Below are 24,141 nucleotides of genomic sequence, written 5' to 3' on the forward strand. Positions count from 1 at the left end.
ATAACACCAAATGTCGTGACTGTTGTTTGCCTTGTCCGGGCGTCAGGGTCTTCTTCGGTTGGATGTCGCAGACGTCAAGGATGACGCCGTTGCGCACCGCGGTGGCGCACCCGCGTCCCGGCGTGTCGGAACGGCCAGACACCGACGGGCGAGCCACCGAGGTCAGGACGACGACTTCTTCAGCGACTTCTTGCGGTACTCGAACACCTCGTCGACGATGCCGTACTCCTTGGCGGCCTCGGCGGTGAGGATGTTGTCGCGGTCGGTGTCCTTGCGGATCTTCTCTGCGGGCTGCCCCGTGTGCCCGGCCAGGATCTCGTCGAGACGGTTGCGAATGCGCTCGATCTCCGCGGCCTGGATCTCGAGGTCGGAAACCTGACCCTGATATGCGCCGCCGGTGCGCGGCTGGTGAATGAGGATCGTCGCGTTCGGGAGCGCTGCACGCTTGCCTGGCGTGCCGCCGGCCAGCAGGATTGCTGCCGCCGACGCCGCCTCACCCAAGCACACCGTCACGATGTCGCAGTGCACGTACTGCATGGTGTCGTAGATCGCCAACATGTCCGGCACGCTGCCGCCGGGCGAATTGATGTACATCGTGATGTCCCGGTCCGGGTCCTGCGACTCGAGGACGAGGAGCTGAGCCATCACGTCGTTGGCAACGGTCTGGTCGATGGGCGTTCCGACGAAGACGATGCGCTCTTCGAAGAGCTTTGCGTACGGGTCGTACTGCCGCTGCCCGTTGGGCGTGTGCTCGATGAACTGCGGGAGGATGTAGCGCGCCTCGATGCTCTTGAGCGCGAGTGCCGACGCGGGGATGCCCGCGGCGACCTCTGCGGCGTACGCGTCCGATGTGAAGGAGGTGGTCATCTGATGCTCCGTTGACTAGGTGGTGGGAGTGGGATGCCTGATCGGCCCGGCTCAGGACTGGGAGATCACGTGGTCGACGAGGCCGTACTCCTTGGCCTCGGCCGCGGTGAACCACTTGTCGCGGTCCGCGTCGGCCTCGATCTTCTCCAGGGGCTGACCGCTGAACTCGGCGTTGAGCCGGTTCATCTCCTTCTTGGTGGCCGCGAACTGCTCGGCCTGGATCGCGATGTCGGCCGCGGTACCACCGATTCCGGCGGACGGCTGATGCATCATGATGCGCGCGTGCGGGAGTGCATGACGCTTGCCCTTGGCGCCCGCTGCCAGCAGGAACTGCCCCATCGACGCGGCCATACCCATCGCGTAGGTGGCGACATCGCACTTGGCGAGCTGCATGGTGTCGAAGATCGCCATACCCGCGGTGACCGACCCGCCGGGCGAGTTGATGTAGAGGTTGATGTCCTTCGTCGGGTCCTCCGCGGCGAGCAGCAGGATCTGCGCGCACAGGCGGTTCGCGATGTCGTCGTCGACCTGCGTGCCGAGGAAGATGATGCGCTCACGCAGCAGCCGCTCGAACACCGAATCGGTCAGGTTCAGCCCGGCGACACCTGAACTCATGGTCGGTGTGTGGATGGTCGGCTTGGTCACGGTCCCTACCTTTACCTTGTTGTCGTGATGGCCTGTCGTGCTGATCGGCCGTCCTACTCGTCTGCCCCGTATTCGTCGGCGCCGTACTCCTCTGCGCGGGCCCGCCGGTCCTCGCACCTTCGGCGATCATGTCGTCTTGTCGAGACGTCTCCACCGACACTAGTCAATGCGAGTCGCCCGACACCCCCGCGGACACCGGTCTTCGCTGAGAGCAGAACAGCCGGCCGAGGCGAGTACACGCCCCGAACCGGCTGTTCGGCACCGATGTTCAGTTGTCGGTGTCGGCCGCTGTCTCGTTGTCGGCCGAGGTCTCGTCGTCGGCCGAGTCGCTGTCGTCACCGAAGAATTCGGAGGTGTCGACGGCGGCGCCGGTGGTGTCGGTGACGGTGATGTCCTTGACGATCCCGGCGAGGGCCTTGCCCCGGCGGACCTCGGCGAAGACCGCACCCACCTGATTGGCCTGCGACAGCTGCTGGATGAACTCCTGCGGCTGCATTCCGTAGCGCTGCGCCTGGAAGATGATCTGCTGGGTCAGCTCGTCCTGGCTGACCTGGGTGTCCTGCTGCTCGGCGATCGCGTCGAGCAGGAGCTCCGTGCGGACCGACTTCTCGGCCTCGTCGCGAGCTTCGGCGTCCCACTTCTCGCGCGTGGTGCCCTGTGCCTCGAGGAACTTGGCGAGCTGCTCGTCGTCATGTCCGAGCGCGTGGATGATCTGGTGCTGCTGTCCTTCGATTTGGCTCTCGACAACCTTCTCCGGCAGCGGAACCTCGACCGTCTCGAGCAGCTGCTCGAGCACCTTGTCGCGGATCGCGTTCGCCTGCTCGAGCTTCTTCGAGGTGGCGACCCGCTCGCGCAGACTCTCCTTCAGTTCGTCGACGGTGTCGAATTCGCTAGCCATCTGGGCGAACTCATCGTCGACCTCGGGCAGCTCGCGCTCCTTGACCGAGTTGACGGTCACGGTCACCGCGGCCTCCTCACCGGCGTGATCGCCGGCGACCAGCTTGGTGGTGAACACCTTGGTCTCGCCGGCCGCAAGGCCGACGAGGGCCTCGTCGAGACCGTCGATCAGCTGGCCGGAGCCCACTTCGTGCGACAGACCCTCGGTCGACGCCTCGTCGACGGGCTCGCCGTCGACCTCGGCGGCGAGATCGATCGATACGAAGTCGCCGTCGGCCGCACCGCGCTCGACGCCCTGCAGCGTGCCGAAGCGTGCGCGCAGTCCCTCGAGTTGCTCGTCGACTGCGGCGTCGTCGATCTCGACGGGGTCGACCTCGACCGACAGGGTCGAGTAGTCGGGCAGGGTGATCTCGGGACGGACGTCGACCTCAGCGGTGAAGGTGACGCTCTCGCCGTACTTCAGTTCCGACAGGTCGATCTCCGGCTGGCCGATGGCCTTGGTCTCGGTCTCTGCAACCGCCTCGGAGTACTTGCCCGGAATGGCCTCGTTGACGACCTGCGCAAGGATGGAGTCACGACCGACGCGTGCCTCGATCAGCTTCGCCGGCGCCTTGCCCGGACGGAAGCCGGGAATACGGATCTGCTGGGCCAACGACCGATACGTCCGGTCGAAGTCTGCCGACAGCTCCTCGAACGGGACCTCGACGTTGAGCTTCACTCGCGTCGGGGTGAGTTGCTCGACAGTGCTCTTCACGCCTACTGCTCCTTATGTCTGCTTACGGTGAGAGTCCGTGGGCCGGAGCCGAAAACGGCTGCACCGACCGAGTCGGGATGACAGGATTTGAACCTGCGACCCTCCGCTCCCAAAGCGGATGCGCTACCAAGCTGCGCCACATCCCGTGGACCTGAACTCGCGGGCGTCGACTTGGGTGTCCGACCGCGCTCGTGGGCCAACAGAAGATAGTACGTGGCCTGTCCGCCACGACGAAAAACGGGGCGATTTTTTCCTGCGCGCCGAGCCGGGTACAGTCTCAATCTGCACGCGACGCCAATGGCGATCCCATCCGGCGCCGTATGCACGCGGGTGTAGCTCAATGGTAGAGCCCTAGTCTTCCAAACTAGCTACGCGGGTTCGATTCCCGTCACCCGCTCCATCTGCCACCGCACATTTCCGCGACACGGTCGCCGACACATGCGGCTACTGTGATCTGTGCCACATGCGGCGTACGCTGGGGCCATGTCCTCCAGCCACAGCAAGAGCCAGCGCAAGTGTCCGACGTGCGGCGCGAATCTGTTCGTGCGCCGGGATGTCACCCGTTCCGATTCCGGCGTCGAACGTGTCGACGTGATGCTCGTATGCCGGGACGAATCCTGCTCCGAGCAGGTCCGTCACCTTCGCACGGAGCATCCACAACCCGCCTGACCGATCGTTTGTTCGTTGAACGAGCATTCGCGATGACGCATTGGGTCGAGCTGCGACGCGCACCGCGACACATCGCCGACGCCCCAGAATCCCTTGGTCAATCGACCGAGTTGACATGCTCCCGCTGACCCGGATGATTAGCCGAGTCGGGGGTCTGGATCAACTTCATCGGACCTCGCCCTGGGGGATTTACTCGAGCTCCATTTCTTCCGTCGAACTGCGTCACGACGCCGTCGGCAAACACTGGACGCCCGCGCGTACGTGCTGCAGTCGCGGTCACCGCGTCAGCCGCCCTGCTCGGAGCGGGCCTCGTCGTCGGGACCGGAGGTGCACACGCCGAGAACGTCGCATTGCCGACGCCGCTACCGGACAACTTCTACGCCCAGCCCGCAAACATCGCGAAATACAAGCCAGGACAGATCATTCGGGTTCGCGGGCGGGCCAACCCACCCGCGTTCTTCGACGTCCGGACCTATCAGATCAAGTTCCGCTCCACCGACAGCCAGGGCAAACCGATCGCCGCGGTGACCACCGTGCTGGTGCCGAACAACAAGCGCCCCAACGGTCCACTGCTGTCGTTCGAACACATCGTCAATGCCGTCGGCCTGGAATGCGCGCCCTCGCAGGCACTCTGGACGCAGGATCCCAATCTGACCATCCGGGAGGCACCGGCCCTCAACGTGGTCCTCCGGCAGGGATGGACAATCGCCATCCCCGATCACCTCGGTCCGCGCAGTTCCTACGGAGCCGCCAAACTCGGCGGACAGATCACCCTGGACAACATCAGGGCCGTGCAGGCATTCCGGACGGCAAACGTGGCGCACAGTCGTGTTGCGCTCGCCGGCTATTCGGGTGGCGGGATGGCAGCCGCGTGGGCTGCTGCACTCGCTCCGAAGTATGCGCCTGAACTCAAGCTGGTCGGTGCCGCCTACGGCGGTGTGCCGATGAACCTCATCAAGATGGCCGAGGGTCTCGGGTACACCAATCCGCACCCGGCGTTCGGCCTCGCCTTCGCCGCTGCGATCGGCCTCTCCCGCGAGTATCCGCAGCAGATCCCGATGCTGAAGTACCTTTCGCCCCTCGGCTGGCGGATGTTCTCCGAGATGCGCAACGCCTGCACCAACGACATCCTGCGCATCGGCGCCGGACACAGCGCAAAGCAGGTCGCCACCGGCGGCAAGCAGGTGTTCGAGGACAAGACCGCACGACGCGTCGTCGAGGAGAACAGCCTGTCGTTGTATCCCGGGGTTCCTCGTGTGCCGGTCTTCGAGTGGCACAGCCCCACCGATGTGTTGATCCCGGTGGCGTCGATCGACTACACCAAGCGGCGCTACTGCAGCGCCGGAGCGCGGGTGCAGACCCTGCTGACGCCGTCGCCCGATCATCTCAGTGCGGCTGTCATCGGACTCCTGCCGGCACTGCAGTATCTGACCGATCGCTTCAACGGATTGCCGGCACCCAGTAACTGCTGAATTCCGGCGATCCGGACGCCGACGCTCGGCACGACTTATCTGTGATGACCGTCACATATAAGTCGTTTCGAACGCTCGACCATTGCTTTTGCCAACCAGCACCGGCAATTCGCGATCGAGAGGCCGTCGACCGTCGGTAGCTCTTTGGACCCAAGGCAACAGTTGTGTAACGATGGATCAGCGCTCCCGGGGGGTGCGCACGAGACAATCAACCCCGAATCAGAGGTACGAACTCAGTGCTGACCAAGCCCTCTCGCCGAGCCCGACGTGGGCAGGCCCGACGACTGATCGCGGTGTTCGTCGGTGTGATCGCCATGGCGATCACCCTGCCCGGCATTGCCCAGGCTGCTCCGATCACCGTGGTCCCCGGCCTGCCGCCGGTCAACATTCCCGACGGCCTCAACATCCCGGGACTGCCGACCACGCCGCCCAAGAAGACGACTCCCAAGCCGCCGAGCACCACCAAGACGACTCCCGCAGATCCGGCGGCGCCGAATGTCAAGACTTCCACCGGGTGGATCGCGCTCGCGGATGACGCGACCCACAAGATCACCTGGTGGCGCAACGGCCGCGTCGTGAAGACCATGCCGATTTCCATGGGATCGGCAAAGCACCCCACCGCCAATGGCGTCTACCACACCAAGGAAAAGTACCGCGACATGTACATGGATTCGTCCACGTACGGCGTCCCGGTTGACTCCGCGGAGGGATACCGGACCTACGTCGAGTACGCGACGCGTATGTCGTGGGACGGCATCTTCATCCACGCCGCACCGTGGTCGGTGCAGCAGCAGGGTCGTAGCAACGTGAGCCACGGCTGCATCAACGTCAGCACCGCCAATGGGCAGTGGGTGTTCAACAACATCCCGCGCGACACCCCGATCGTGGTGCGCGGCACCGTCGGTGGACGTTACAACGGCACGTAATCTCCAACATCTCCATCAAAACGGGCGGTCGCGATGCGACCGCCCGTTTTGGGTTACAACGTTTGATCAGGCGGGCGCGCCCGCGTCGAGGTCGAGACGATTACCCACGGATCGCACCCGGGCGATCGCACGCATCTTGTTGACCGCGTCGAGCGCGGCCACCTTGTATCCCTCGGCCAGCGTCGGATAATTGAATACCGCGTCCACCAGGTAATCGACGGTGCCACCGAGTCCCATCACCGTCTGACCGATGTGCACCAACTCCGCGGCGTTGCTGCCAAAGGCGTGCACACCCAGCAGTGTGCGCTCTTCGGCATGGACGAGCAGCTTCAGCAAGCCGTAGGAATCCCCCATGATGGCCCCGCGCGCCAGTTCCCGGTAGCGGGCCACACCGACCTCGAACGGAATGTTCGCGGTGGTCAGCTGATCTTCGGTGCGGCCGACAAAACTGATCTCGGGAATCGCGTAGATCCCGATCGGCTGCAGGTCGACGTCGGTCTCGCCGACCGGTTCGCCGAAGGCGTGATAACTGGCGCGTCGACCCTGTTCCATCGAGGTGGCCGCGAGTGCGGGAAAACCGATGATGTCGCCGACCGCGTAGATGTGCTCGACCTCGGTCCGAAAGTGCTCGTCGACCTTCAGCCGGCCGCGCGCGTCCGCGGTGAGACCGGCGTCGGCCACCCGCAGCTCGTCGGACACCCCCTGTCTGCCTGCGGAGTAGAGAACGGTATCGGCCGGGATTTTCTTGCCCGACGCGAGGATGGTGAGTGTGCCCGACGGGTGCGTTTCGACGGTCTGGACATGTTCGCCGAAGCGGAACGTCACCCCGCGCTCACGCAGTTGGTATTGCAGCGCCTCGACGATCTCCCGGTCGCAGAAGTCCAGCATCGCCGGCCGCTGTTCGATCACGGTCACCTTGGTGCCGAGGGCCGCGAACATGGATGCGTAGTCGATGCCGATCACCCCGGCACCGACGACCACCATCGATGCCGGGACCCGGTCGAGGTTCAGAATCTGATCGGAGTCCACGACAGTGGCACCGTCGAACTCGACCGATTTCGGCCGTGCCGGGCGGGTGCCCACCGCGACGACGAACTTGTCGGCACTGACGCGTTTGAGATCACCGGTGGCGTCTTCGATCGCGATCTCGTGCGGACCGGTGAAATAGGCGCTGCCGATGAGCATCGTCACCGAGTTGCGGGCGAGCTGGTTCTGGATGACATCGATCTCCTTGCCCACCACATGCATTGTGCGCGCGGACAAGTCGGTGACCGTGATGTCGGACTTGAGGCGATAGGACTGTCCGTAGAGCTCCCGCTGATTGAGTCCGGTGAGGTAGAGCACCGCCTCGCGCAGCGTCTTCGACGGGATGGTGCCCGTGTTGATACACACGCCGCCCACCATGTCGCGACGTTCGACGATCGCGGCGCGTCTACCGAGTTTCGCGGCGGCAATCGCCGCCTTCTGGCCGGCCGGTCCTGACCCGATGACCACGATGTCGTAATGATCCACTGCACATGCTCCGCTCGAGGAAGATACCCGTGGCCACCATGGCCGTCATCAAGTGTCGCGCAGATGGCCGTGACGCACGACTCGAGCGAGCCGATCGGTCCAGTGGTCAGGCGGCCTCGGGCGAGCGGTGCCCGACATCGGAGAAAGTGACCTGGACCTGCAGCCAGTGTGCCATGACCTCACAGCCCGTCGAACTCGGATCCGTGGCCGACGACCGGCGATACGGTTCGACCTCGTATGACGTGTGGCGACCGCCGGTCCGGTTGCGGAATACCATGCCACGCACCGGGATCGTCGCCGGCAAGTAGCACCGCACCGCGTGCCACGCCGAGGAGAGTCGGACGACGTCCCGGCGCCACTGCGACGGACGCAGCGCCGTGCGGCCGGCATTCTGGAAGGCATTGGTACGCAATAGTTCCCAGCCGTCCCGCATCCACTCCCCCATTCCGGTGAGGCACACACCCGCGGTGAGGTCGGCGATGTCGCGCACCAGCGAGTCGGAGTCTGCGTTGCAGATGACGTCGTCGGCCGCGCCCACCCAGCGTGCCGGGATCTGCGGCGGCAGTTGCGGTCCCGGCCCCGCCACACCCCAGCCTGCGCACCCGGCGACCGCACCCGGGGGTTGGTGCGGGTCGGCGACGAATCCGACGGCGATCACGTTGCGCAGCGCCGGATCGTCCTCGCGGGCCATGGCGTGCAGCGCCGTCCGGATCACCACTGCGCCCTGGGAGTATCCGACCATGGCCACCGGGCCGACGATGCCGGATACCGCCGCACGAAGACTCTGGACACCGATCCCCACGCTGGCCAGGAAACTCATCCCCCCGGCGCGTGGCGCGGGGCCGTAGCTGGCCGGATAGCCCACCCAGCGGCAGTCGAATCGTTCGTCGAGCGAGTCGGCCACCGCGCCCAACAGTCCGGTCACCGAGCTGCGCGTGTCACCCTCGAACGACTCCCCGGTGCCGCCCACGAACAGCACAGTGACGGCCGTCATGTTCGCACCGGGAACCGCGAGATCGACTGTCTCGTCGACCGGTGGGGCGATCACCTCAGGTGCCATGACTCCATGATGGGCACGCTCTGTGAGAAAGTCCCCGGGGCGCGCTGAGTGTTCACTGAGTGGTGCTGCCTTCAACCTGATCGGGGTAAGGGAGATCACCCCCGATCAGGTTGATTAACACGTTCGTAACGCGAAGAATCGGATGGGTAGTCAAGTAGTCGCAGGAGCAGTACTCATCATGTCTTTCGCACGAATCCGTGCCCGGTTCCACAACAACGATCAGCGTCGCCTGTACGCGAGCATCCTTCGCGTCGGGAGTTCGACGCAGCGCGAGGAACTCCTCGTCATGGCCCAGCGCGCCGAAGCGTCCTGACCCGACCCTCGGCGACGCGACTGCGCCGTCAGGTCTGACAGACCGGACACCAGTACAGCTTGCGGCCCTCGAGTTCAGCGATCAGCACCGGCGTCCGGCATACCCGGCATGGTTCGCCCGCACGCCGGTAGACATAGGTACGCGGGCGATCCGCCGCGTACGACGGCGCACCGTGATCGTCCTCCGGCCGCACGACGTGGATACGACCGCGGCGAACACCGACGCGCATCAGCGTGACCAGGTCGGCCCAGATGGCGTCGAAGTCCTCTCGGCTGATCGACGTCCCCGGACGCATGGGATCGACGCCGGCGCGGAACAGTATCTCCGCCCGATAGACGTTGCCGATCCCGGCGACGACCTTCTGGTCCATCAGCAAAGCGCCGATCGAACGTCGTGAGGCAGTGATCGCGGCCCACGCGCGCTCCGGATCGGCGGTTCGGCGCAACGGGTCGGGGCCGAGACGTGCGAGCAGGGCGTCGAGCTGATCGGCGTCGAAGAGTTCACACGCCGTCGGGCCGCGCAGATCCAATCCCACGTCGGGGCCCTCGATCCGCATCCGCACCGCCCCGACGGGCGGTTCCATCGGCACGGGCGATTCGGTGAACGCACCGTAGAGGCCGAGGTGAATGTGGACGAGCTGTTCGCGTCGACCGTCGTCGGTGTAGCGGTGTACGAGGTGCTTGCCCCAGGCGTCGGCCTTCGTGAAAACCAGGCCGTCGACGGCGGCAGCACCGGTGGCGAACCGTCCCTGCGGACTGGTCACCCGGACCTGGCTGCCGCCGAGGAGCTTGGTGTGGCGACGCGCCAGCCGATGAAGTGTATGCCCTTCGGGCACTTAGGAACCCGGGACCGCCGGCGGCTGACCGGTGCGCTCGTACTCGGCGAGGATGTCGATCCGCCGCTGGTGGCGCGGTTCCTCCGACCACGGCGTCGCGAGGAACGCGTCCACGATGGCCAAGGCGTCGTCGAGGCTGTGCATCCGGCCACCGATCCCGATCAACTGCGCGTTGTTGTGTTGGCGAGCGAGCTGAGCGGTCTCGACGCTCCACGCGAGTGCACAGCGTGCGCCGGGCACCTTGTTGGCCGCGATCTGCTCACCGTTCCCGCTGCCACCGAGGACGATGCCCAGGCTGCCCGGGTCGGCGACGGTCCGTAGGGCCGCTTCGATGCAGAACGCCGGATAGTCGTCGGCGGCGTCGTATTCGTGGGCGCCGCAATCGAGGGCCTCGTGGCCGTTGGCGGTGAGATGTTCGGCGATCTGATTCTTGAGTTCGAATCCGGCATGGTCGGCACCGAGGTAGACACGCATGGCGTCACTATAGATTGGTCGGGTGGACGCCCAGTCTCCGATCCCCGAATCACCAATCTCTCCGGCCCCGATCCCGAATGTGCCCGGTGTGGCCGATGCGCCGCCGCCGCAGCCCGGCGATCCGAATCGTCAGTGGCTGGCACCGGCGCGTTTCGCGGCTCGGCCGCGCCTGCATCCGTGGGAGATCCCGATGCTCGTCCTCGTGATCCTGACGACGCTGCTGGGCTACGCCCTCATCGTCTTGCTGGTGGCGAGCGGCAGTCTCGACCAGCTGTTCCTCGGTCTTCTGGCCTTCCCGCTGCTGCTGTTCGTCCTGCGTGGTCTGAACTACGCCACACCCCGCGTGAACGGTGTCCAGATGACGCCGACCCAGTTCCCCGAGGGATACCGGATGGTCGTCGAGGCCGCCGCCCGGTTCGGTCTGGAGTACGTCCCCGACGCCTATGTCGTGCTGGGCAACGGCGCGATCAATGCGTTCGCGTCCGGCCATGGGTTCCGCCGATTCGTGGTGGTGTATTCGGACCTGTTCGAGGTGGGTGGTGCAGCCCGCGACCCGGATGCGCTGCGCTTCATCATCGGCCACGAGGTCGGGCACATCGCCGCAGGGCACACGTCCTACTGGCGTCAGCTGTCGACGATCGTCGGCAGCAACATCCCGGTCCTCGGCTCCGCGTTGTCACGCGCGCAGGAGTACACCGCGGACAACCACGGCTATTACACGCAACCCACCGGCGCCCCCGGAGCGATCGGTGTGCTCTCGGCGGGCAAGTACATGCTGTCGGCCGTGGATTTCGACCAGTTCGCCGACCGCGCGACCCACGAGAAAGGGTTCTTCACCTTCGTCGTCAACGCGATGGCGTCGCACCCCGTCCTGACCTGGCGGGCAGCCGCCCTGCGCAACCGGACCAAGGCCGGATCGATGTGGTTCCGTCCCAAACAGATCGTGCGTGGGGTGGGTAGCGGCAACGTCGTACCGATAGAGCCCCCACCCCACCCCGTCACCACCGCGCCCGGCGCACTCCCCAACGGACTGGAGATGCCACCGCGGTTCTAGGGCACGCCCTAGTCGAATGCAGGATCCTCGTCGCGGCTGCGCTTGAGCTCGAAGAAGTGTGGATACGACGCGAGGGCGACCGCACCGTCCCACACCGTGCCCGCAATCTCGCCCCGTGGGATGCGGGACAGCACCGGACCGAAGAACGCCACCCCGTTCACGTGGATCGTCGGGGTGCCGACATCGTCGCCGACCTTGTCCATGCCGGCGTGATGACTCTTGCGGATGGCGTCGTCGTACTCGGTGCTGTCCGCGGCCGACGCCAGGGCGGGGTCGAGGCCCAGTTCGGCCAGGGCGCCCGCGATGACGTCGTCGAAGTCCTTGTTGCCCTCGTTGTGGATTCGGGTGCCCAGCGCGGTGTACAGCGGCGCCAGGATCTCGTCGCCCTTCTGCGCTGCTGCGGCGGCGATCACCCGGACGGGGCGCCAGGCCTGCTTCAGACCCTCGCGGTACGACTCAGGGATGTCCTTTCCTTCATTGAGCACCGCAAGACTCATGATGTGGAAGTTCACGTCGATCGGGCGGACCTGCTCGGCTTCCAGAATCCATCGCGAGGTGATCCAGCACCATGGACACAGCGGATCAAACCAGAAATCGACACGGTCCTTGGTGGTCTGGCCCTCTGCTGACATGCGGTCGTCCTCTCCTCGCGGCAAGTACATACTCGGCAAACATGCCCACGGCCATCGCCGCAGACACTCGTCGATGTAACACCGAATGCGGTGTGCCGTGTTCCCGACCGCCCCGACGATGTTTGCCGGGTCGTTAAGCTGGCCGGGTGACTGCTCCGAACCTCACCCGCGACCAGGCGCGCGAACGCGCCGCCACCATCTCCGTCACCAACTACACCGTCGACCTCGACCTCACCGACGGTGCCGGCGCACCCGGAACCGAGACCTTCCGGTCGTCGAGCACCGTGACCTTCGGTGCCACCGAAGGCGCGAGCACCTTCATCGATCTGGTTGCACCGCGCCTGCTGTCGGCCACGTTGAACGGCACCGACCTCGACATCTCCGACTTCGACGAGTCGGTGGGGATCAAGCTGCCGAATCTGGCCGCCGACAACACGCTGGTGGTCGTCGCCGACTGCGCGTACTCCAACACCGGCGAGGGCCTGCACCGCTTCGTCGATCAGAGTGACGACTCGGTCTACCTGTACTCGCAGTTCGAAACCGCCGACGCCAAGCGCATGTTCGCCTGTTTCGACCAACCCGATCTCAAGGCGACCTACACCCTGACGGTCAAGGCGGCCGCCGATTGGAAGGTCATCTCCAACGCGGCGACCGAATCGGTGACCGACGGGGTACACCGGTTCACCGAGACAGCGCCGATGAGCACCTATCTGGTCGCGCTGATCGCCGGCCCGTACGCCGAATGGACCGACGTCTACACCGACGATCACGGCGACATCCCGCTCGGCATCTACTGCCGCGCATCCCTCGCCGAGTTCATGGATCACGAGCGGCTGTTCACCGAGACCAAGCAGGGATTTGCCTTCTACCACAAGAACTTCGGCACTCCGTACGCATTCGGCAAGTACGACCAGCTCTTCGTCCCCGAGTTCAACGCCGGCGCCATGGAGAACGCCGGTGCGGTGACCTTCCTCGAGGACTACGTGTTCCGGTCGCGGGTGACAAAATACAACTATGAGCGACGCGCCGAGACCGTCCTGCACGAGATGGCGCACATGTGGTTCGGCGATCTCGTCACCATGACCTGGTGGGACGACCTGTGGCTCAACGAATCCTTTGCCACCTTCGCCTCGGTGCTGTGCCAGGCCGAGGCCACCGAGTACACCAGTGCGTGGACGACGTTCGCGAACGTGGAGAAGTCGTGGGCCTACCGGCAGGACCAGTTGCCTTCCACCCACCCCGTCGCCGCCGACATCCCCGACATCGCCGCGGTCGAGGTGAACTTCGACGGCATCACCTACGCGAAGGGCGCTTCGGTCCTCAAGCAGCTCGTCGCCTACGTCGGCCTCGAGGATTTCCTCGCCGGGCTGCGTGACTACTTCGTGAGCCACAAGTACGGCAACGCCACCTTCTCCGATCTGCTTGCGGCGCTGGAGAAGTCGTCGGGTCGCGACCTGTCCGACTGGGGCAACCAGTGGTTGCGCACCACCGGCATCAACGTCATGCGACCCGATTTCGAGGTCGACGACGACGGCAAGTTCACGCGGTTCACCGTCGTGCAGGACGGTGCACTGCCTGGCGCGGGAGAGACCCGTACCCATCGGATGGGTGTGGGCATCTACGCCGACAACGGATCCGGCGCACTGGAGCGCGTACACAGCGTCGAACTCGACGTGTCCGGGGATCGCACCGACGTCGCCGATCTGGTGGGCGTCGAACGCGGTGCACTGATACTGCTCAACGACGGCGATCTCACCTATGCGTCGATCCGGCTCGACCCGGAGTCGCTGGCCACCGCGACCGCGCGCATCGGCGACATCACCGACTCCATGCCCCGCACGCTGGTGTGGTCGGCGGCGTGGGAAATGACCCGTCAAGCCGAGATGCGGGCCCGTGACTTCGTCGAACTGGTGGAACGCGGTATCTCCGCCGAAACCGAGATCGGGGTCGTCCAACGGGTTCTGCTGCAGGCGACCACCGCGATCGAGGCCTATGCCGACCCCGAGTGGGTGAGCGCCGAGGGGCGGTCGGGTTTCAGTGCTCGCCTCCTCGAACTCGCGCGTGCGGCGCAAGGCGGATCCGATCACCAACTCGCGTACGTCAACACCCTGCTCGCCGGTCTGCTCAATGCCGACCAGGTCGACGTGGTGCGCGGGCTACTCGACGGTGACGACCCCGCCGACCACGGCCTGCCAGGACTGGCCGTCGATACCGACCTCCGCTGGAAACTGGTGCGCGCGTTGGCAACTGCGGGAGCCATCGACACCGATCCGGATTCCACCCCGATCATCGACGCCGAGGCCGCCCGCGACAACACTGCCACCGGAACCCGCCAGGCGGCCGCGGCCCGCACCGCGCGACCGCTTGCCGAGGCCAAGGCCGACGCATGGGCAAAGGCCATCGACGACGACTCGTTGTCGAACATCTTCACCCGCACGATGATCGAGGGCTTCGCCCGTCCGGGCCAAGGCGAACTGCTCGAACCCTATGTGGCCAAGTACTTCGACGCGGTCCCCGAGGTATGGGCTCGTCGTTCGAGCGAGGTCGCGCAGACGGTGGTGATCGGCCTCTATCCCAGCGGGGCGATGACCGAGGACGCGCTGTCGCTCGCCGACGACTTCCTCGCCGGCGATCATCCGCCCGCTCTCAAGCGCCTGATCGCCGAGGGCCGCGACGGTGTTGCGCGATCGTTGCGCGCACGGAGGTTCGACCGCGGCGAGTGACTCTCAGGGCGTGACGTGCCACACGTAGCGCACTTGCGGTCGGCCGGTGTTGCCATACTCGGTGACCCGGTCGACCGCACCGTCGTCGGCCAGCCGTTCCAGGTAGCGCCATGCGGTGACACGTGAACTACCCAGCCGCGCAGCAACTTCAGAGGCAGTGAGGCCCGCCGGGCTGTCCTGGATCGCACGCCCGACGGTGTCCTCGGTCTCCGGCACGGCCCCCTTCTTGGCGGTCCGGCGATCGCCCGTCATCCGCAGTTCCGACACCGCACGGTCGACGTCACGCTGGCTGACTGCGTCACCGCTCCCCGACAGCGCTTCCCGATACCGTCGATACTGGCCGATCTTCTCCTCGAACGCTGCGAAGGTGAACGGTTTGAGGAGATACAGCAGGACGCCGTGCGACATCGCAGTCCGAACGGTCGCCAGTTCGCGCTGCGCGGTGATGGCGATGACGTCCGGACCTGGCCGAAGCCCCGACAGCGCCGCCGCGAGGTCGACGCCCCGGGCATCGGGCAGACCGAGGTCGAGCAAGACCAGATCGATCGGCGCCCCGTCCGACACCGCAGCACTGGCGGTACGCATCGCATCGTGTGCGGTCGCCACGGTGGCCACCACCTCGAAACCGCCCATGCGACGAAGATATTCACCGTTCGCCTCGGCGATCACCGGCTCGTCTTCGACGATCAGCACCCGGATCGGACGATCCCCAGACTCGCTCACGGGGCGCCCGTCGATCCGGTGTTGACGGCCCGACCCAACCGGGTCGTGACCACCGAGCCATAGGTGTTCTCCGCACGTAGCGTGCCGTGGTGGCGCGCGACCACCTGCGCGACGAGTGCGAGTCCCAACCCACGTCCCGCCTCGTCGCCGCCGTTCTTGGTCGAGTACCCACGCTCCTGCGCCTTGGTGAACACATCCGGGTCCATTCCCGGACCACTGTCGGCGACAGTGACCTCCAACGACGCGGCGTCGCCGACGATGGTCACCTCCACCCAGGGATCGTCGGGGTCGGCGGCGTCGAGGGCGTTGTCGATGAGATTGCCGACCACCGTGATCATCTCGCTCGGCTGCAGCAGGCCGGCCGTGCGGTCGGTGAGATGTGAGTCCTCGGTCAGGGTCAGCGTGATCCCCCGTTCGGATGCCTGGGCGATCTTGCCCAACAGCAGCGCCGCGAGCGTGGGCTCGACGACCGCGTCGGTCATGTGGTCGATGAGTTGTTGGGACAGTTCCAGTTCGGTGGTGGCGGATCGTGCGGCCTCATCTGCTCGGCCCATCTCGATGAGCGTGATGATGGTGTGCAGCCGATTCGCGGACTCGTGCGCCCGCGAACGCAGCGTCTCGGCGAACCGCGTCATCGTGTCCAGCTCACCGAGTGCCTCGAGGACCTCACTGCGGTCACGGATCGTGACCACCGCGCCATCCTCGCGGCCGGGCACCGGCGATCTGCTCATCATCAGCACGCGGCCCCGATGCGCGGTCAGGACGTCGTCGAGCGATCCGACCCCGTCGGTGAGGAAGCCCGGCATGTCGAGCTGGTTCTCGCCGGCGTCGGCCACAGATCCGAGAAGCCGCCTCGCCTCGTCGTTGGCCAGCACCGCACGCCCGTCGTCGAGCACGATGAGACCTTCTCTGATCGCGTGCAGTACGGCGTCGTGGTGCTCGTACATCAGGCGGAGTTCGGCGGGCGCGAGGCCTCCGGTCTGCGCTCGCAACCTCCTCCGGATGAGCCATAGTCCACCGAACGCGACCACCAGGCTCGCCACGGCGACGGTCAGGATCAGCGGCAGCTGACCCATCCACGCCTCGGTGAGCTTCTCGATGGTGATGCCCGCAGCGACCATCCCGACGATGCGACCGTCGGGCGCACGCACCGGTGCGATCGTGCGGATCGACGGCCCGAGGGTGCCGGTCTCCTCCTCGGTGTACACCTCCCCCCGCAACGCCTGCGCTGTCGCACCGATGTACTTCTGCCCGATCAGGGCGGGCGTGGTGTGGGTGAATCGGGTTCCGTCGGTCGACATGATCGTGATGAAGGCGATCCCGGTCGCGGCTCGGACCTGCTCGGTGACCGGCTGCAGTGCCGCCGTCGGGTCAGGTGCCTCGAGCGCCGCGGCCACCGACGGCGCATCGGCCAAGGCGACCGCGACGGCGGTGACCTGGTCGCGCGCGGCGCGCTCCTCGTCGATGCGGCTGTCGATGACGGCCAGCACGCTGCCCCCGATCACGATGACCGCGACCACTGCCACCTGCAGTGCGACCGCCTGTCCCGCCAGGCTTCGCGGCAGGAGCTTGCCCATCTCGACTCCTCACGGTGTCCCGACCGCTTTCGGTTCCCGACCGGGCCGTGTGAACGTAATGAACGCAAGGGTGACCCGAGTCACAACCAACCATCACCATTTCTACCGAACCCCCGACAACGACGACCGCAGGACATGCGACAACCCGAGAGGTAGACCGATGACCTTCAGATCGCGAGCGCAGACCCCGTCCGCCGAACCACCGCTGGACAAGCGCATCGAGAAGCGCGACCGGACCCACTGGCTCTACATCGCGGTGATCGTCGCGGTTGCGGCCGGCATCGTGGTCGGTCTCGTGTGGCCGGAGTTCGGCAAGGACATCGCGTTCCTCGGCTCGATGTTCATCGACCTCATCAAGATGATGATCGCTCCGGTGATCTTCTGCACCATCGTGCTCGGCATCGGGTCGGTGCGGAAGGCCGCGACCGTCGGCAAGGTCGGTGGCCTGGCCTTCGTCTACTTCCTCGTGATGTCGACCGTCGCGTTGGCCATCGGTCTCGTCGTCGGCAACCTCATCAAGCCGGGCGAGGGACTCAACATCGACGCCAATGCGGGCAAGGGCGCCGAACTGGCCGAGGAGGCCCACGAGTCGGGCGGCACCATCGAGTTCATCCGCGGCATCGTGCCGGAATCGATGCTCTCAGCCCTCACGGAGGGCAGCGTGCTTCAGGCGCTGTTCGTCGCGCTGCTGGTGGGCTTCGCGATCCAGGCGATGGGACGCACCGGTGAGCCGATCCTCACCGCGGTCGCCTACTTCCAGAAGCTGGTGTTCAAGGTGCTCATTATGATCCTGTGGGTCGCCCCGATCGGCGCATTCGGCGCGATCGCCAACGTCGTGGGACAGACCGGCTGGGAAGCCGTCAAACAGTTGGCCGTTCTCATGTTGGCCTTCTACATCACCTGCATCGTGTTCGTATTCGGCATTCTCGGTGTGCTGCTGCGCACCATGGCCGGGGTGTCGATCTTCCGTCTGGTGCGCTATCTGGCGCGCGAGTATCTGCTGATCTTCGCGACGTCGTCGTCGGAATCCGCGCTGCCCCGGCTGATCGCCAAGATGGAGCATCTCGGCGTGGACAAGACCACCGTGGGCGTGGTGGTGCCCACCGGCTATTCGTTCAACCTCGACGGCACCGCGATCTACCTCACGATGGCCTCGATCTTCATCGCCGACGCCATGGGCGATCCGCTGTCGATCGGTGAGCAGATCGGGCTCTTGGCGTTCATGATCATCGCCTCCAAGGGCGCCGCCGGTGTCACGGGCGCCGGACTGGCCACTCTGGCGGGCGGATTGCAGGCACATCGGCCGGAAATGCTCGACGGCGTCGGCATGATCGTCGGCATCGACCGATTCATGTCGGAAGCCCGGGCGGTCACCAACTTCTCCGGCAATGCGGTGGCCACCCTGCTCGTCGGATCGTGGACCCACACCTACAACCCGGATCGGGTGGAGGATGTGCTGTCGGGTCGCGAACCCTTCAACGAGGCCAACATGGTCGACGACGACCTCGACCATCTACCCAGCACGAAGACCCAGACCGACGATGCGCCGGAGCTGGTCAAACAGTAGCGAGCACACGCAAAGGGCGCTCCCACCTCGGTGGGAGCGCCCTTTGCGCTGTGTGCTCTCAGAACGGGCCGGATCGGCCCTCGATGTCAGCTCGACGCGGCGGCTGTCGCCATCACATGCAGTGCTGCGATGAGTCCGTCGATCAGCTTGCCCTGCCGGAAGCTGGTGACGGCTGCGGTGACGCCGAGCGCTGCGACACGATCGTTGACCCGGTCGGCCACGGCGACACCGGAAACCACCACGGCATCACGCGAGCTCGGCGAGACCGCGATAAGGGTTCCGTACGCGGGTTCCGGAGCCTTGGCGAGCACGGCCCGGGCGGAGGCAACGGCGTCGTCGCCCAGGTCGCCGAGGTACACCGAGAACCGTACGAGCGCTTTCTCGCTGGCGGCCTTGAGTGCGTCGTCGAGCGCGATCAGTTCGTCGCGGCTGAACGGCGGCGTGGTGGGCGCCTGGCCTGGGTAGCGGGTGGCCGAGACGCGTCCGCTGTTGGTGATCACGGTGCCGATGGGCAGCTCGGCCGGCGACGAGACCGTCAGCTCGCCGTGCGAGATCGGTTGGGTTACCTCACCACTTGCCACTTGCCGAACCTCCATCCACATCGCCGGGTTCTGCGTGTCGCGGCAGGGCCATCGGCTCGATGTCGGTGGCACTGAACAGCAGCGGCGCGCGATCCCACGGCTCGTCGAGTGTGTACTCCTGAACCTTCGGGTACTTCACCCCGAACGAAAACGCCATCGACACGACACACAGCACGACGAAGAAAACCGTGATGATCGTGACCGGCACTCCGATGGGGACGATCAGGCTGTCGATGTCCATGTCACCCTTTCGATCGGTTGTGCCTGCGCGGCGCGGACGTGGTCATGAACGCTCCGGCGCAGGTCGTGAAAACAATCTAGCCCACCTAGGACGGTCTGGTGCAGCGGACCCCTACAGCGCGTCGTAGAACTCTGCGGACCCGTTCAGGCTGCGCCGACGGCGAGGTATTGCTCCCAGGAGGGATCGATCTCCTTGATGGTCGACAGCAAACGCCAGTGGTGCCCCTTCGGCGCGGTCGGATTGTGGTGCAGAGTCCAGCCGAGCTCGGCGAGCAGCCGATCGGCCTTGCGGTGGTTGCAGCTCGCGCAACACGCGACGCAGTTGTCCCATCCATGCGCGCCGCCCCGGCTACGCGGTACGACGTGGTCGATGGTGGTCGCCCGGCCACTGCAATAGCCGCATCGAAATCGGTCGCGGTGCATGAGCGCGGCTCTGGTCATCGGCACGACGGCCCGATAGGGAACCCGAATGTAGGTACGTAGCCGGATCACCGACGGGATCGGGACCACCGTGTCGACCGAGTGCACCGCGCGGCCTGGGTCTTCGGTGTGCACCACTTCGGCGCGTTCGCGCAGGATCAACACGATCGCGCGGCGGACCGAGATGGCGGTGAGCGGCTCGAAGGTCGCGTTGAGCAGCAGCACCCGGCGACGGCCCCACAGCGAGGAGCCGGATTCGGTCGTTGCCTGCGGTTTGATCGCCTGCTGTGCGCTGCGTGCCATTGCGCCTCCCGTCAACACCGGACGTGGTCACAGTTCACCACGGAACCCCGACATGCGCACGGCCGGAGAACCTCGATGTTGAGGGACCGTCGGACGCCCGTGACAATGGGTGGTGAAAGGTGGAGACATGAGTGGCGAGATCCCGGGCGGCATCGAGCCCGCCAACTCGGGCAGGCAGCAGGCACCCGACCCCCGCAGCTTCTATGAGGCGGTCGGCGGTGCCGAGACCTTCGACCGCATCACGGCGGTGTTCTACCGCGAGGTGGCCAAGGACGACGTCCTTCGACCGCTGTATCCCGAGGCCGATCTGGGACCGGCCGAGCGTCGTCTCCGCATGTTTCTCGAGCAGTACTGGGGTGGTCCGCGCACCTACTCCGACGAACGCGGACACCCCCGGCTGCGCATGCGGCACCATCCGTATCGCATCGGGCCGATCGAACGCGACGCCTGGCTGCGCTGCATGCACACGGCGATCGCGTCCATCGATGACGCCACGCTGGATTCCGAGCACCGGCGAGCGCTCACCGACTACATCGAGATGGCGGCGCAGTCGATGATGAATTCGCCCATCTGACGTGCCCTCGGCGCGTCGCACCCGACGCGCCGACTTGACCTGGATTTCTCACCGAAAACCCAGGTAGGGCAGAATGACCAGAGTGAGCGATGAGACACATGGTGATGATGTCCCCGCTGAGGAAGGCGACGCCAACCAGCCCAGCGGTGTGGACACAGATGCCGACTCGATCTCGGACGCCGACCCGGCGGTGCGCGGTGACGAGACCGCCGACGCCGAGGTCGACGACACCACCGCTCCCGCCGAACTTGCGGCCGACGACAACGACGACGTCGACGAGCCGGACAGCAGCATCGTCGAGACCGACACCGCGGACACCGATGACGCCGTAGACACACTCGACGACCAGGCGGCCGACGACCAGATCTCCGACCCGAACGTCCCGGACCCGGACGCCCCGGATCAGCAGCAGGTTGGCGAGGAATTGCCGACAGATCTCGACGAGCATCCCGACGATCTCACCGACGTCGACACATCGACCGTGTTGCCACCGCCACCGGGTGCCGGGCAGCTCGACCCGGAAGATACCGAATGGTGGCGCTCGGCCGTGTTCTATCAGATCTATCCCCGGTCGTTCTCCGACCTCAACGGCGACGGGGTGGGTGACCTCCCGGGCGTGATCGACAAGCTCGGCTACCTCGAGCTGCTCGGAATCGACGCGATCTGGCTGAGTCCGATCATGCGCTCGCCGATGGCCGACCACGGATACGACGTCTCCGACCCGCGGGACATCGACCCCCTCTTCGGCGATCTGGCAGTCTTCGACGAACTGATCGAGGAAGCCCACGACCGCGACATCCGGGTCACCATGGACCTGGTTCCCAATCACACCAGCGATCAGCACGCCTGGTTCGTCGAGGCACTGGCGGCCGAGCCCGGCAGCCCGGCCCGAGAGCGCTACATCTTCCGCGAGGGCCGTGGTGACAACGGCGACGAACCACCCAACAACTGGCACAGCGTTTTCGGTGGTCCCGCCTGGACGCGCGTCACCGAATCCGATGGCACACCCGGCCAGTGGTACCTGCACATCTTTGCCGCCGAACAACCCGACCTCAACTGGGAGAACCCCGAGGTCTTCGAGGACCTCGAACGCACCCTGCGCTTCTGGCTGGACCGGGGTGTCGACGGCTTCCGTATCGATGTCGCCCACGGGATGGCCAAGCCCGCCGACCTGCCCGACATGGATCTGTCCACTGTGGGATTGCTGCAGAACAGCGACGACGACCCGCGGTTCAACAACTACGCGGTGCACGAGATCCACCGCAAGATCCGCAAGGTGATCGACGAATACCCTGGTGCGGCAAACGTCGGCGAGATCTGGGTCGACGACAACGAACGCTTCGCCGAATACCTTCGCCCCGACGAATTGCACCTCGGGTTCAACTTCCGGCTGGCCAAGGCCGACTTCGAACCGGCCGCCATCCGCACGGCCATCGAGAACTCGTTGGATGCCGTTCTGTCCGTGGGCGGTACGCCCACCTGGACCCTCTCCAACCACGACGTGGAACGAGAGGTCAGCCGCTACGGCGACGGCGACGTCGAACTCGGCATCGCGCGGGCCCGGGCCATGTTGCTCGTCGAGATGGCGCTTCCGGGAAGCGTTTTCATCTACAACGGCGCCGAACTCGGTCTACCCAACGTCGATCTTCCCGACGACGCCCTGCAGGATCCGGTGTGGGAGCGCTCCGACCACGCTGAGCGTGGCCGGGACGGCTGCCGGGTGCCGCTACCGTGGGAGGGCACCAAGCCGCCGTTCGGCTTCACCACGGCCGAACGCACCTGGCTGCCCATTCCCGAGGACTGGGCGAGATTCACCGTGGAAGCCCAACTCGAAGACGTCGACTCGACCCTGTCCCTGTATCGGCAGGCAATCGAGATGCGCTACGACCGACCGGAATTCACCGGCGACACCGTCGAATGGTACGGCGCACCGGAGGGCTGCCTGGCCTTCCGCCGCTCGACCGGCGGGGTGATCTGTGCGCTCAACGTCAGCGACGCACCCGTCCCGCTGCCGCCTGGCGAACTCCTGCTCACCAGTGCCCCGCTGGTCGAAGGACAGCTACCACCCAACGCCGCGGCCTGGCTGGCCTGACCAAGTTTCAGAGCACCGACACCGACAAGTCTCGGTGCCGTCGCTGGTAAACGGAGCCGAATCGGGCGTCGATTCGTATCCAGCTGGGCGACAATCTGATTCGGACCGGCTCCTGCGGATCGATGCGATCGGTGTCGGAGGTCTCGGTGACCGCCCGACCGTCGGCGTCGCGAATGAACCCCATGCCGGTGAGCGCGAACACCGAACGCATGGTGATGCTCGCGGTCAGGGATTCGTCGTCGGCGGACACACTCAGGACATCCTGATCGAGCAGGCCCGTTGCCGGGCCATGGGCACTACCTTCCGACCGGGCCACACGCGCGCCCTCGCGCGACAACTCGACCACGCTGCGCGCCGGCACGTCGTCGACATGACGGTATCCGGCACGTGCGGGAAGTGCTCCGCGCCAAGCACTGTCGAGGCCGAATCCGGGATCGACCGGTCCCGGCGCCTCGGAACTCAGCACAGCGTGCAGGGCCGCAGCGTCGCAGACGAGGTCGTCGGGCGCCATCGATCCCACCACCGATCGCGTTGCCAGCACATCGAATCCGGTGTGGGTCCACAGCGCGATCAGTCCGTCGGGACGCGACGCGAGGCGTACGACCGCCGCGTCGTCGAGGCGTTGTGCGTGGGCGAGGAACGCGATCGCATCTGTCCGATCGCTGCCGCTGATCGAGACGAACCGCTCGTCGACACTCACCGCGACTCGTCGGTTCTGGTGAACAACTCGAGGTACGCCTTCTCCTCGGGACTCAAGCGCCGTATTCGCTGGGCGTCGACGTCGAAGGCGACGAGCTGTGTGCTCGCCACGACGGCCGGCCGATCGGGTGCCGCCGTCGGTTCGCCGTCACCCGCACCCGAGCGCACCCGTCCCGGCCGCACCTCGTAGCCGACGGTGAAATCGACTGCCCGCAACCGGGACACGTACATCGTCACCTCGAGTGGACCCTCGTCGTGTCGCAACTGCGCCTGATACTTCACATGCAGGTCCGCAACCACGCAACCGTGACGCAGATCAGCGGTCGGCCGCCCGTCGTAGAAGAGCCACGGAATGCGGGCCTCCTCGAGCAACGTCACCATGCGGGCGTGATTGATGTGGGCGAACACATCCATGTCCGACCACCGCACCGGCACCCGCACCACGTAGCCGCGGTCGATGGCCTCCCCCTCATCCTCGACGCGCACTCGCCTACCCCTTCCCCATCATCCACACTGTGTCCGTAATTCGAGT

24 protein-coding genes and 2 tRNA genes are annotated in these 24,141 nt (G+C 65.8%); 10 read left to right on the plus strand and 16 right to left on the minus strand.

What is annotated here, in order from left to right:
- Positions 1-162: 162 nt before the first annotated feature.
- The 4 genes from MKW15_RS15880 to MKW15_RS15895 form a co-directional block, all read right to left on the minus strand.
- Positions 163-867 (minus strand): ATP-dependent Clp protease proteolytic subunit, encoded by a 705-nt coding sequence (locus MKW15_RS15880; protein ID WP_240859972.1) that lies wholly within the window; start codon positions 865-867, stop codon positions 163-165.
- A 51-nt stretch (positions 868-918) separates the two neighbouring features.
- Positions 919-1,512 (minus strand): ATP-dependent Clp protease proteolytic subunit, encoded by a 594-nt coding sequence (locus tag MKW15_RS15885; RefSeq protein WP_308221059.1) that lies wholly within the window; start codon positions 1,510-1,512, stop codon positions 919-921.
- Positions 1,513-1,780: 268 nt separating this feature from the next.
- A complete protein-coding gene (gene tig / locus MKW15_RS15890; RefSeq protein ID WP_240859974.1) occupies positions 1,781-3,163 on the minus strand; it encodes a trigger factor in 1,383 nt (460 codons plus the stop codon).
- Positions 3,164-3,235: 72 nt separating this feature from the next.
- Positions 3,236-3,309: transfer RNA gene (locus MKW15_RS15895), tRNA-Pro, on the minus strand.
- A gap of 180 nt (positions 3,310-3,489) precedes the next feature.
- On the opposite strand from MKW15_RS15895, the gene MKW15_RS15900 reads away from it, so the two are divergent.
- From MKW15_RS15900 to MKW15_RS15915, 4 genes are all read left to right on the plus strand, one after another.
- A tRNA-Gly gene (locus MKW15_RS15900) sits at positions 3,490-3,563 on the plus strand.
- 83 nt (positions 3,564-3,646) lie between these two features.
- Positions 3,647-3,832, plus strand: a complete 186-nt coding sequence (locus tag MKW15_RS15905) for a hypothetical protein (RefSeq protein ID WP_240859976.1) — start codon at positions 3,647-3,649, stop codon at positions 3,830-3,832.
- A gap of 293 nt (positions 3,833-4,125) precedes the next feature.
- Positions 4,126-5,304 (plus strand): lipase family protein, encoded by a 1,179-nt coding sequence (locus MKW15_RS15910; protein WP_240860057.1) that lies wholly within the window; start codon positions 4,126-4,128, stop codon positions 5,302-5,304.
- Positions 5,305-5,591: 287 nt separating this feature from the next.
- Positions 5,592-6,230 carry a L,D-transpeptidase gene (locus MKW15_RS15915; protein WP_308221060.1) on the plus strand — a complete coding sequence of 213 codons (639 nt, stop codon included), beginning with the start codon at positions 5,592-5,594 and terminating at the stop codon, positions 6,228-6,230.
- A gap of 66 nt (positions 6,231-6,296) precedes the next feature.
- Here the strand turns inward: MKW15_RS15915 and sthA are convergent, their stop codons facing one another.
- Together sthA and MKW15_RS15925 are read right to left on the minus strand one after the other, a co-directional pair.
- Positions 6,297-7,742: a Si-specific NAD(P)(+) transhydrogenase gene (gene sthA / locus MKW15_RS15920; RefSeq protein WP_240859980.1), complete on the minus strand. Its 1,446-nt coding sequence runs from the start codon at positions 7,740-7,742 to the stop codon at positions 6,297-6,299.
- Between the two features lie 106 nt (positions 7,743-7,848).
- Positions 7,849-8,736, minus strand: a complete 888-nt coding sequence (locus MKW15_RS15925; protein ID WP_240860058.1) for a PE-PPE domain-containing protein — start codon at positions 8,734-8,736, stop codon at positions 7,849-7,851.
- A gap of 244 nt (positions 8,737-8,980) precedes the next feature.
- On the opposite strand from MKW15_RS15925, the gene MKW15_RS24460 reads away from it, so the two are divergent.
- A complete protein-coding gene (locus MKW15_RS24460) occupies positions 8,981-9,115 on the plus strand; it encodes a hypothetical protein (protein WP_276615064.1) in 135 nt (44 codons plus the stop codon).
- A 28-nt stretch (positions 9,116-9,143) separates the two neighbouring features.
- On the opposite strand, the gene MKW15_RS15930 is transcribed toward MKW15_RS24460, so the two are convergent.
- Positions 9,144-9,950: an Fpg/Nei family DNA glycosylase gene (locus MKW15_RS15930; protein WP_240859982.1), complete on the minus strand. Its 807-nt coding sequence runs from the start codon at positions 9,948-9,950 to the stop codon at positions 9,144-9,146.
- Positions 9,951-10,424 (minus strand): ribose-5-phosphate isomerase, encoded by a 474-nt coding sequence (locus MKW15_RS15935; RefSeq protein ID WP_240859985.1) that lies wholly within the window; start codon positions 10,422-10,424, stop codon positions 9,951-9,953.
- Positions 10,425-10,446: 22 nt separating this feature from the next.
- On the opposite strand from MKW15_RS15935, the gene MKW15_RS15940 reads away from it, so the two are divergent.
- Entirely contained in the window at positions 10,447-11,478 is a 1,032-nt protein-coding gene (locus MKW15_RS15940) for a M48 family metallopeptidase (RefSeq protein ID WP_240859987.1), read from the plus strand.
- A gap of 8 nt (positions 11,479-11,486) precedes the next feature.
- Here MKW15_RS15940 and MKW15_RS15945 read toward each other — a convergent pair whose 3' ends face one another.
- Positions 11,487-12,110 carry a DsbA family oxidoreductase gene (locus MKW15_RS15945; RefSeq protein ID WP_240859989.1) on the minus strand — a complete coding sequence of 208 codons (624 nt, stop codon included), beginning with the start codon at positions 12,108-12,110 and terminating at the stop codon, positions 11,487-11,489.
- 146 nt (positions 12,111-12,256) lie between these two features.
- Here MKW15_RS15945 and pepN point away from each other — a divergent pair, with 146 nt between their 5' ends.
- Complete coding sequence (gene pepN / locus MKW15_RS15950) at positions 12,257-14,833, plus strand: aminopeptidase N (protein WP_240859991.1); 2,577 nt, start codon at positions 12,257-12,259, stop codon at positions 14,831-14,833.
- A 3-nt stretch (positions 14,834-14,836) separates the two neighbouring features.
- Here pepN and MKW15_RS15955 read toward each other — a convergent pair whose 3' ends face one another.
- Together MKW15_RS15955 and MKW15_RS15960 are read right to left on the minus strand one after the other, a co-directional pair.
- Complete coding sequence (locus MKW15_RS15955; RefSeq protein WP_240859993.1) at positions 14,837-15,556, minus strand: response regulator; 720 nt, start codon at positions 15,554-15,556, stop codon at positions 14,837-14,839.
- Complete coding sequence (locus MKW15_RS15960) at positions 15,553-17,133, minus strand: sensor histidine kinase (protein WP_240859995.1); 1,581 nt, start codon at positions 17,131-17,133, stop codon at positions 15,553-15,555. The genes MKW15_RS15955 and MKW15_RS15960 overlap by 4 nt, the downstream gene beginning before the upstream one ends.
- Positions 17,134-17,293: 160 nt before the next feature.
- Here MKW15_RS15960 and MKW15_RS15965 point away from each other — a divergent pair, with 160 nt between their 5' ends.
- Entirely contained in the window at positions 17,294-18,700 is a 1,407-nt protein-coding gene (locus MKW15_RS15965) for a cation:dicarboxylate symporter family transporter (RefSeq protein ID WP_240859996.1), read from the plus strand.
- 86 nt (positions 18,701-18,786) lie between these two features.
- Here the strand turns inward: MKW15_RS15965 and MKW15_RS15970 are convergent, their stop codons facing one another.
- The 3 genes from MKW15_RS15970 to MKW15_RS15980 form a co-directional block, all read right to left on the minus strand.
- On the minus strand, positions 18,787-19,281 hold the full coding sequence (locus tag MKW15_RS15970; protein WP_240859998.1) for a DUF5130 family protein: 495 nt from the start codon (positions 19,279-19,281) through the stop codon (positions 18,787-18,789).
- Entirely contained in the window at positions 19,268-19,522 is a 255-nt protein-coding gene (gene ctaJ, locus MKW15_RS15975; RefSeq protein ID WP_276615065.1) for an aa3-type cytochrome oxidase subunit CtaJ, read from the minus strand. The genes MKW15_RS15970 and ctaJ overlap by 14 nt, the downstream gene beginning before the upstream one ends.
- Before the next feature lie 143 nt (positions 19,523-19,665).
- Complete coding sequence (locus tag MKW15_RS15980) at positions 19,666-20,244, minus strand: HNH endonuclease (protein WP_240860000.1); 579 nt, start codon at positions 20,242-20,244, stop codon at positions 19,666-19,668.
- 127 nt (positions 20,245-20,371) lie between these two features.
- On the opposite strand from MKW15_RS15980, the gene MKW15_RS15985 reads away from it, so the two are divergent.
- Positions 20,372-20,818 (plus strand): globin, encoded by a 447-nt coding sequence (locus MKW15_RS15985; RefSeq protein WP_240860002.1) that lies wholly within the window; start codon positions 20,372-20,374, stop codon positions 20,816-20,818.
- A gap of 73 nt (positions 20,819-20,891) precedes the next feature.
- Positions 20,892-22,910, plus strand: a complete 2,019-nt coding sequence (locus tag MKW15_RS15990) for a glycoside hydrolase family 13 protein (RefSeq protein ID WP_240860004.1) — start codon at positions 20,892-20,894, stop codon at positions 22,908-22,910.
- 7 nt (positions 22,911-22,917) lie between these two features.
- Here MKW15_RS15990 and MKW15_RS15995 read toward each other — a convergent pair whose 3' ends face one another.
- Both MKW15_RS15995 and MKW15_RS16000 read right to left on the minus strand, forming a co-directional pair.
- A complete protein-coding gene (locus MKW15_RS15995; RefSeq protein WP_240860006.1) occupies positions 22,918-23,610 on the minus strand; it encodes a hypothetical protein in 693 nt (230 codons plus the stop codon).
- Positions 23,607-24,095, minus strand: coding sequence for an acyl-CoA thioesterase (locus MKW15_RS16000; protein WP_240860007.1), 489 nt, complete (start codon positions 24,093-24,095; stop codon positions 23,607-23,609). Before MKW15_RS16000 ends, MKW15_RS15995 begins: the two co-directional genes overlap by 4 nt.
- Positions 24,096-24,141 lie beyond the last annotated feature (46 nt).

This window comes from Gordonia gummivorans, from assembly GCF_022513585.1.
Taxonomy (GTDB): Bacteria; Actinomycetota; Actinomycetes; order Mycobacteriales; family Mycobacteriaceae; genus Gordonia.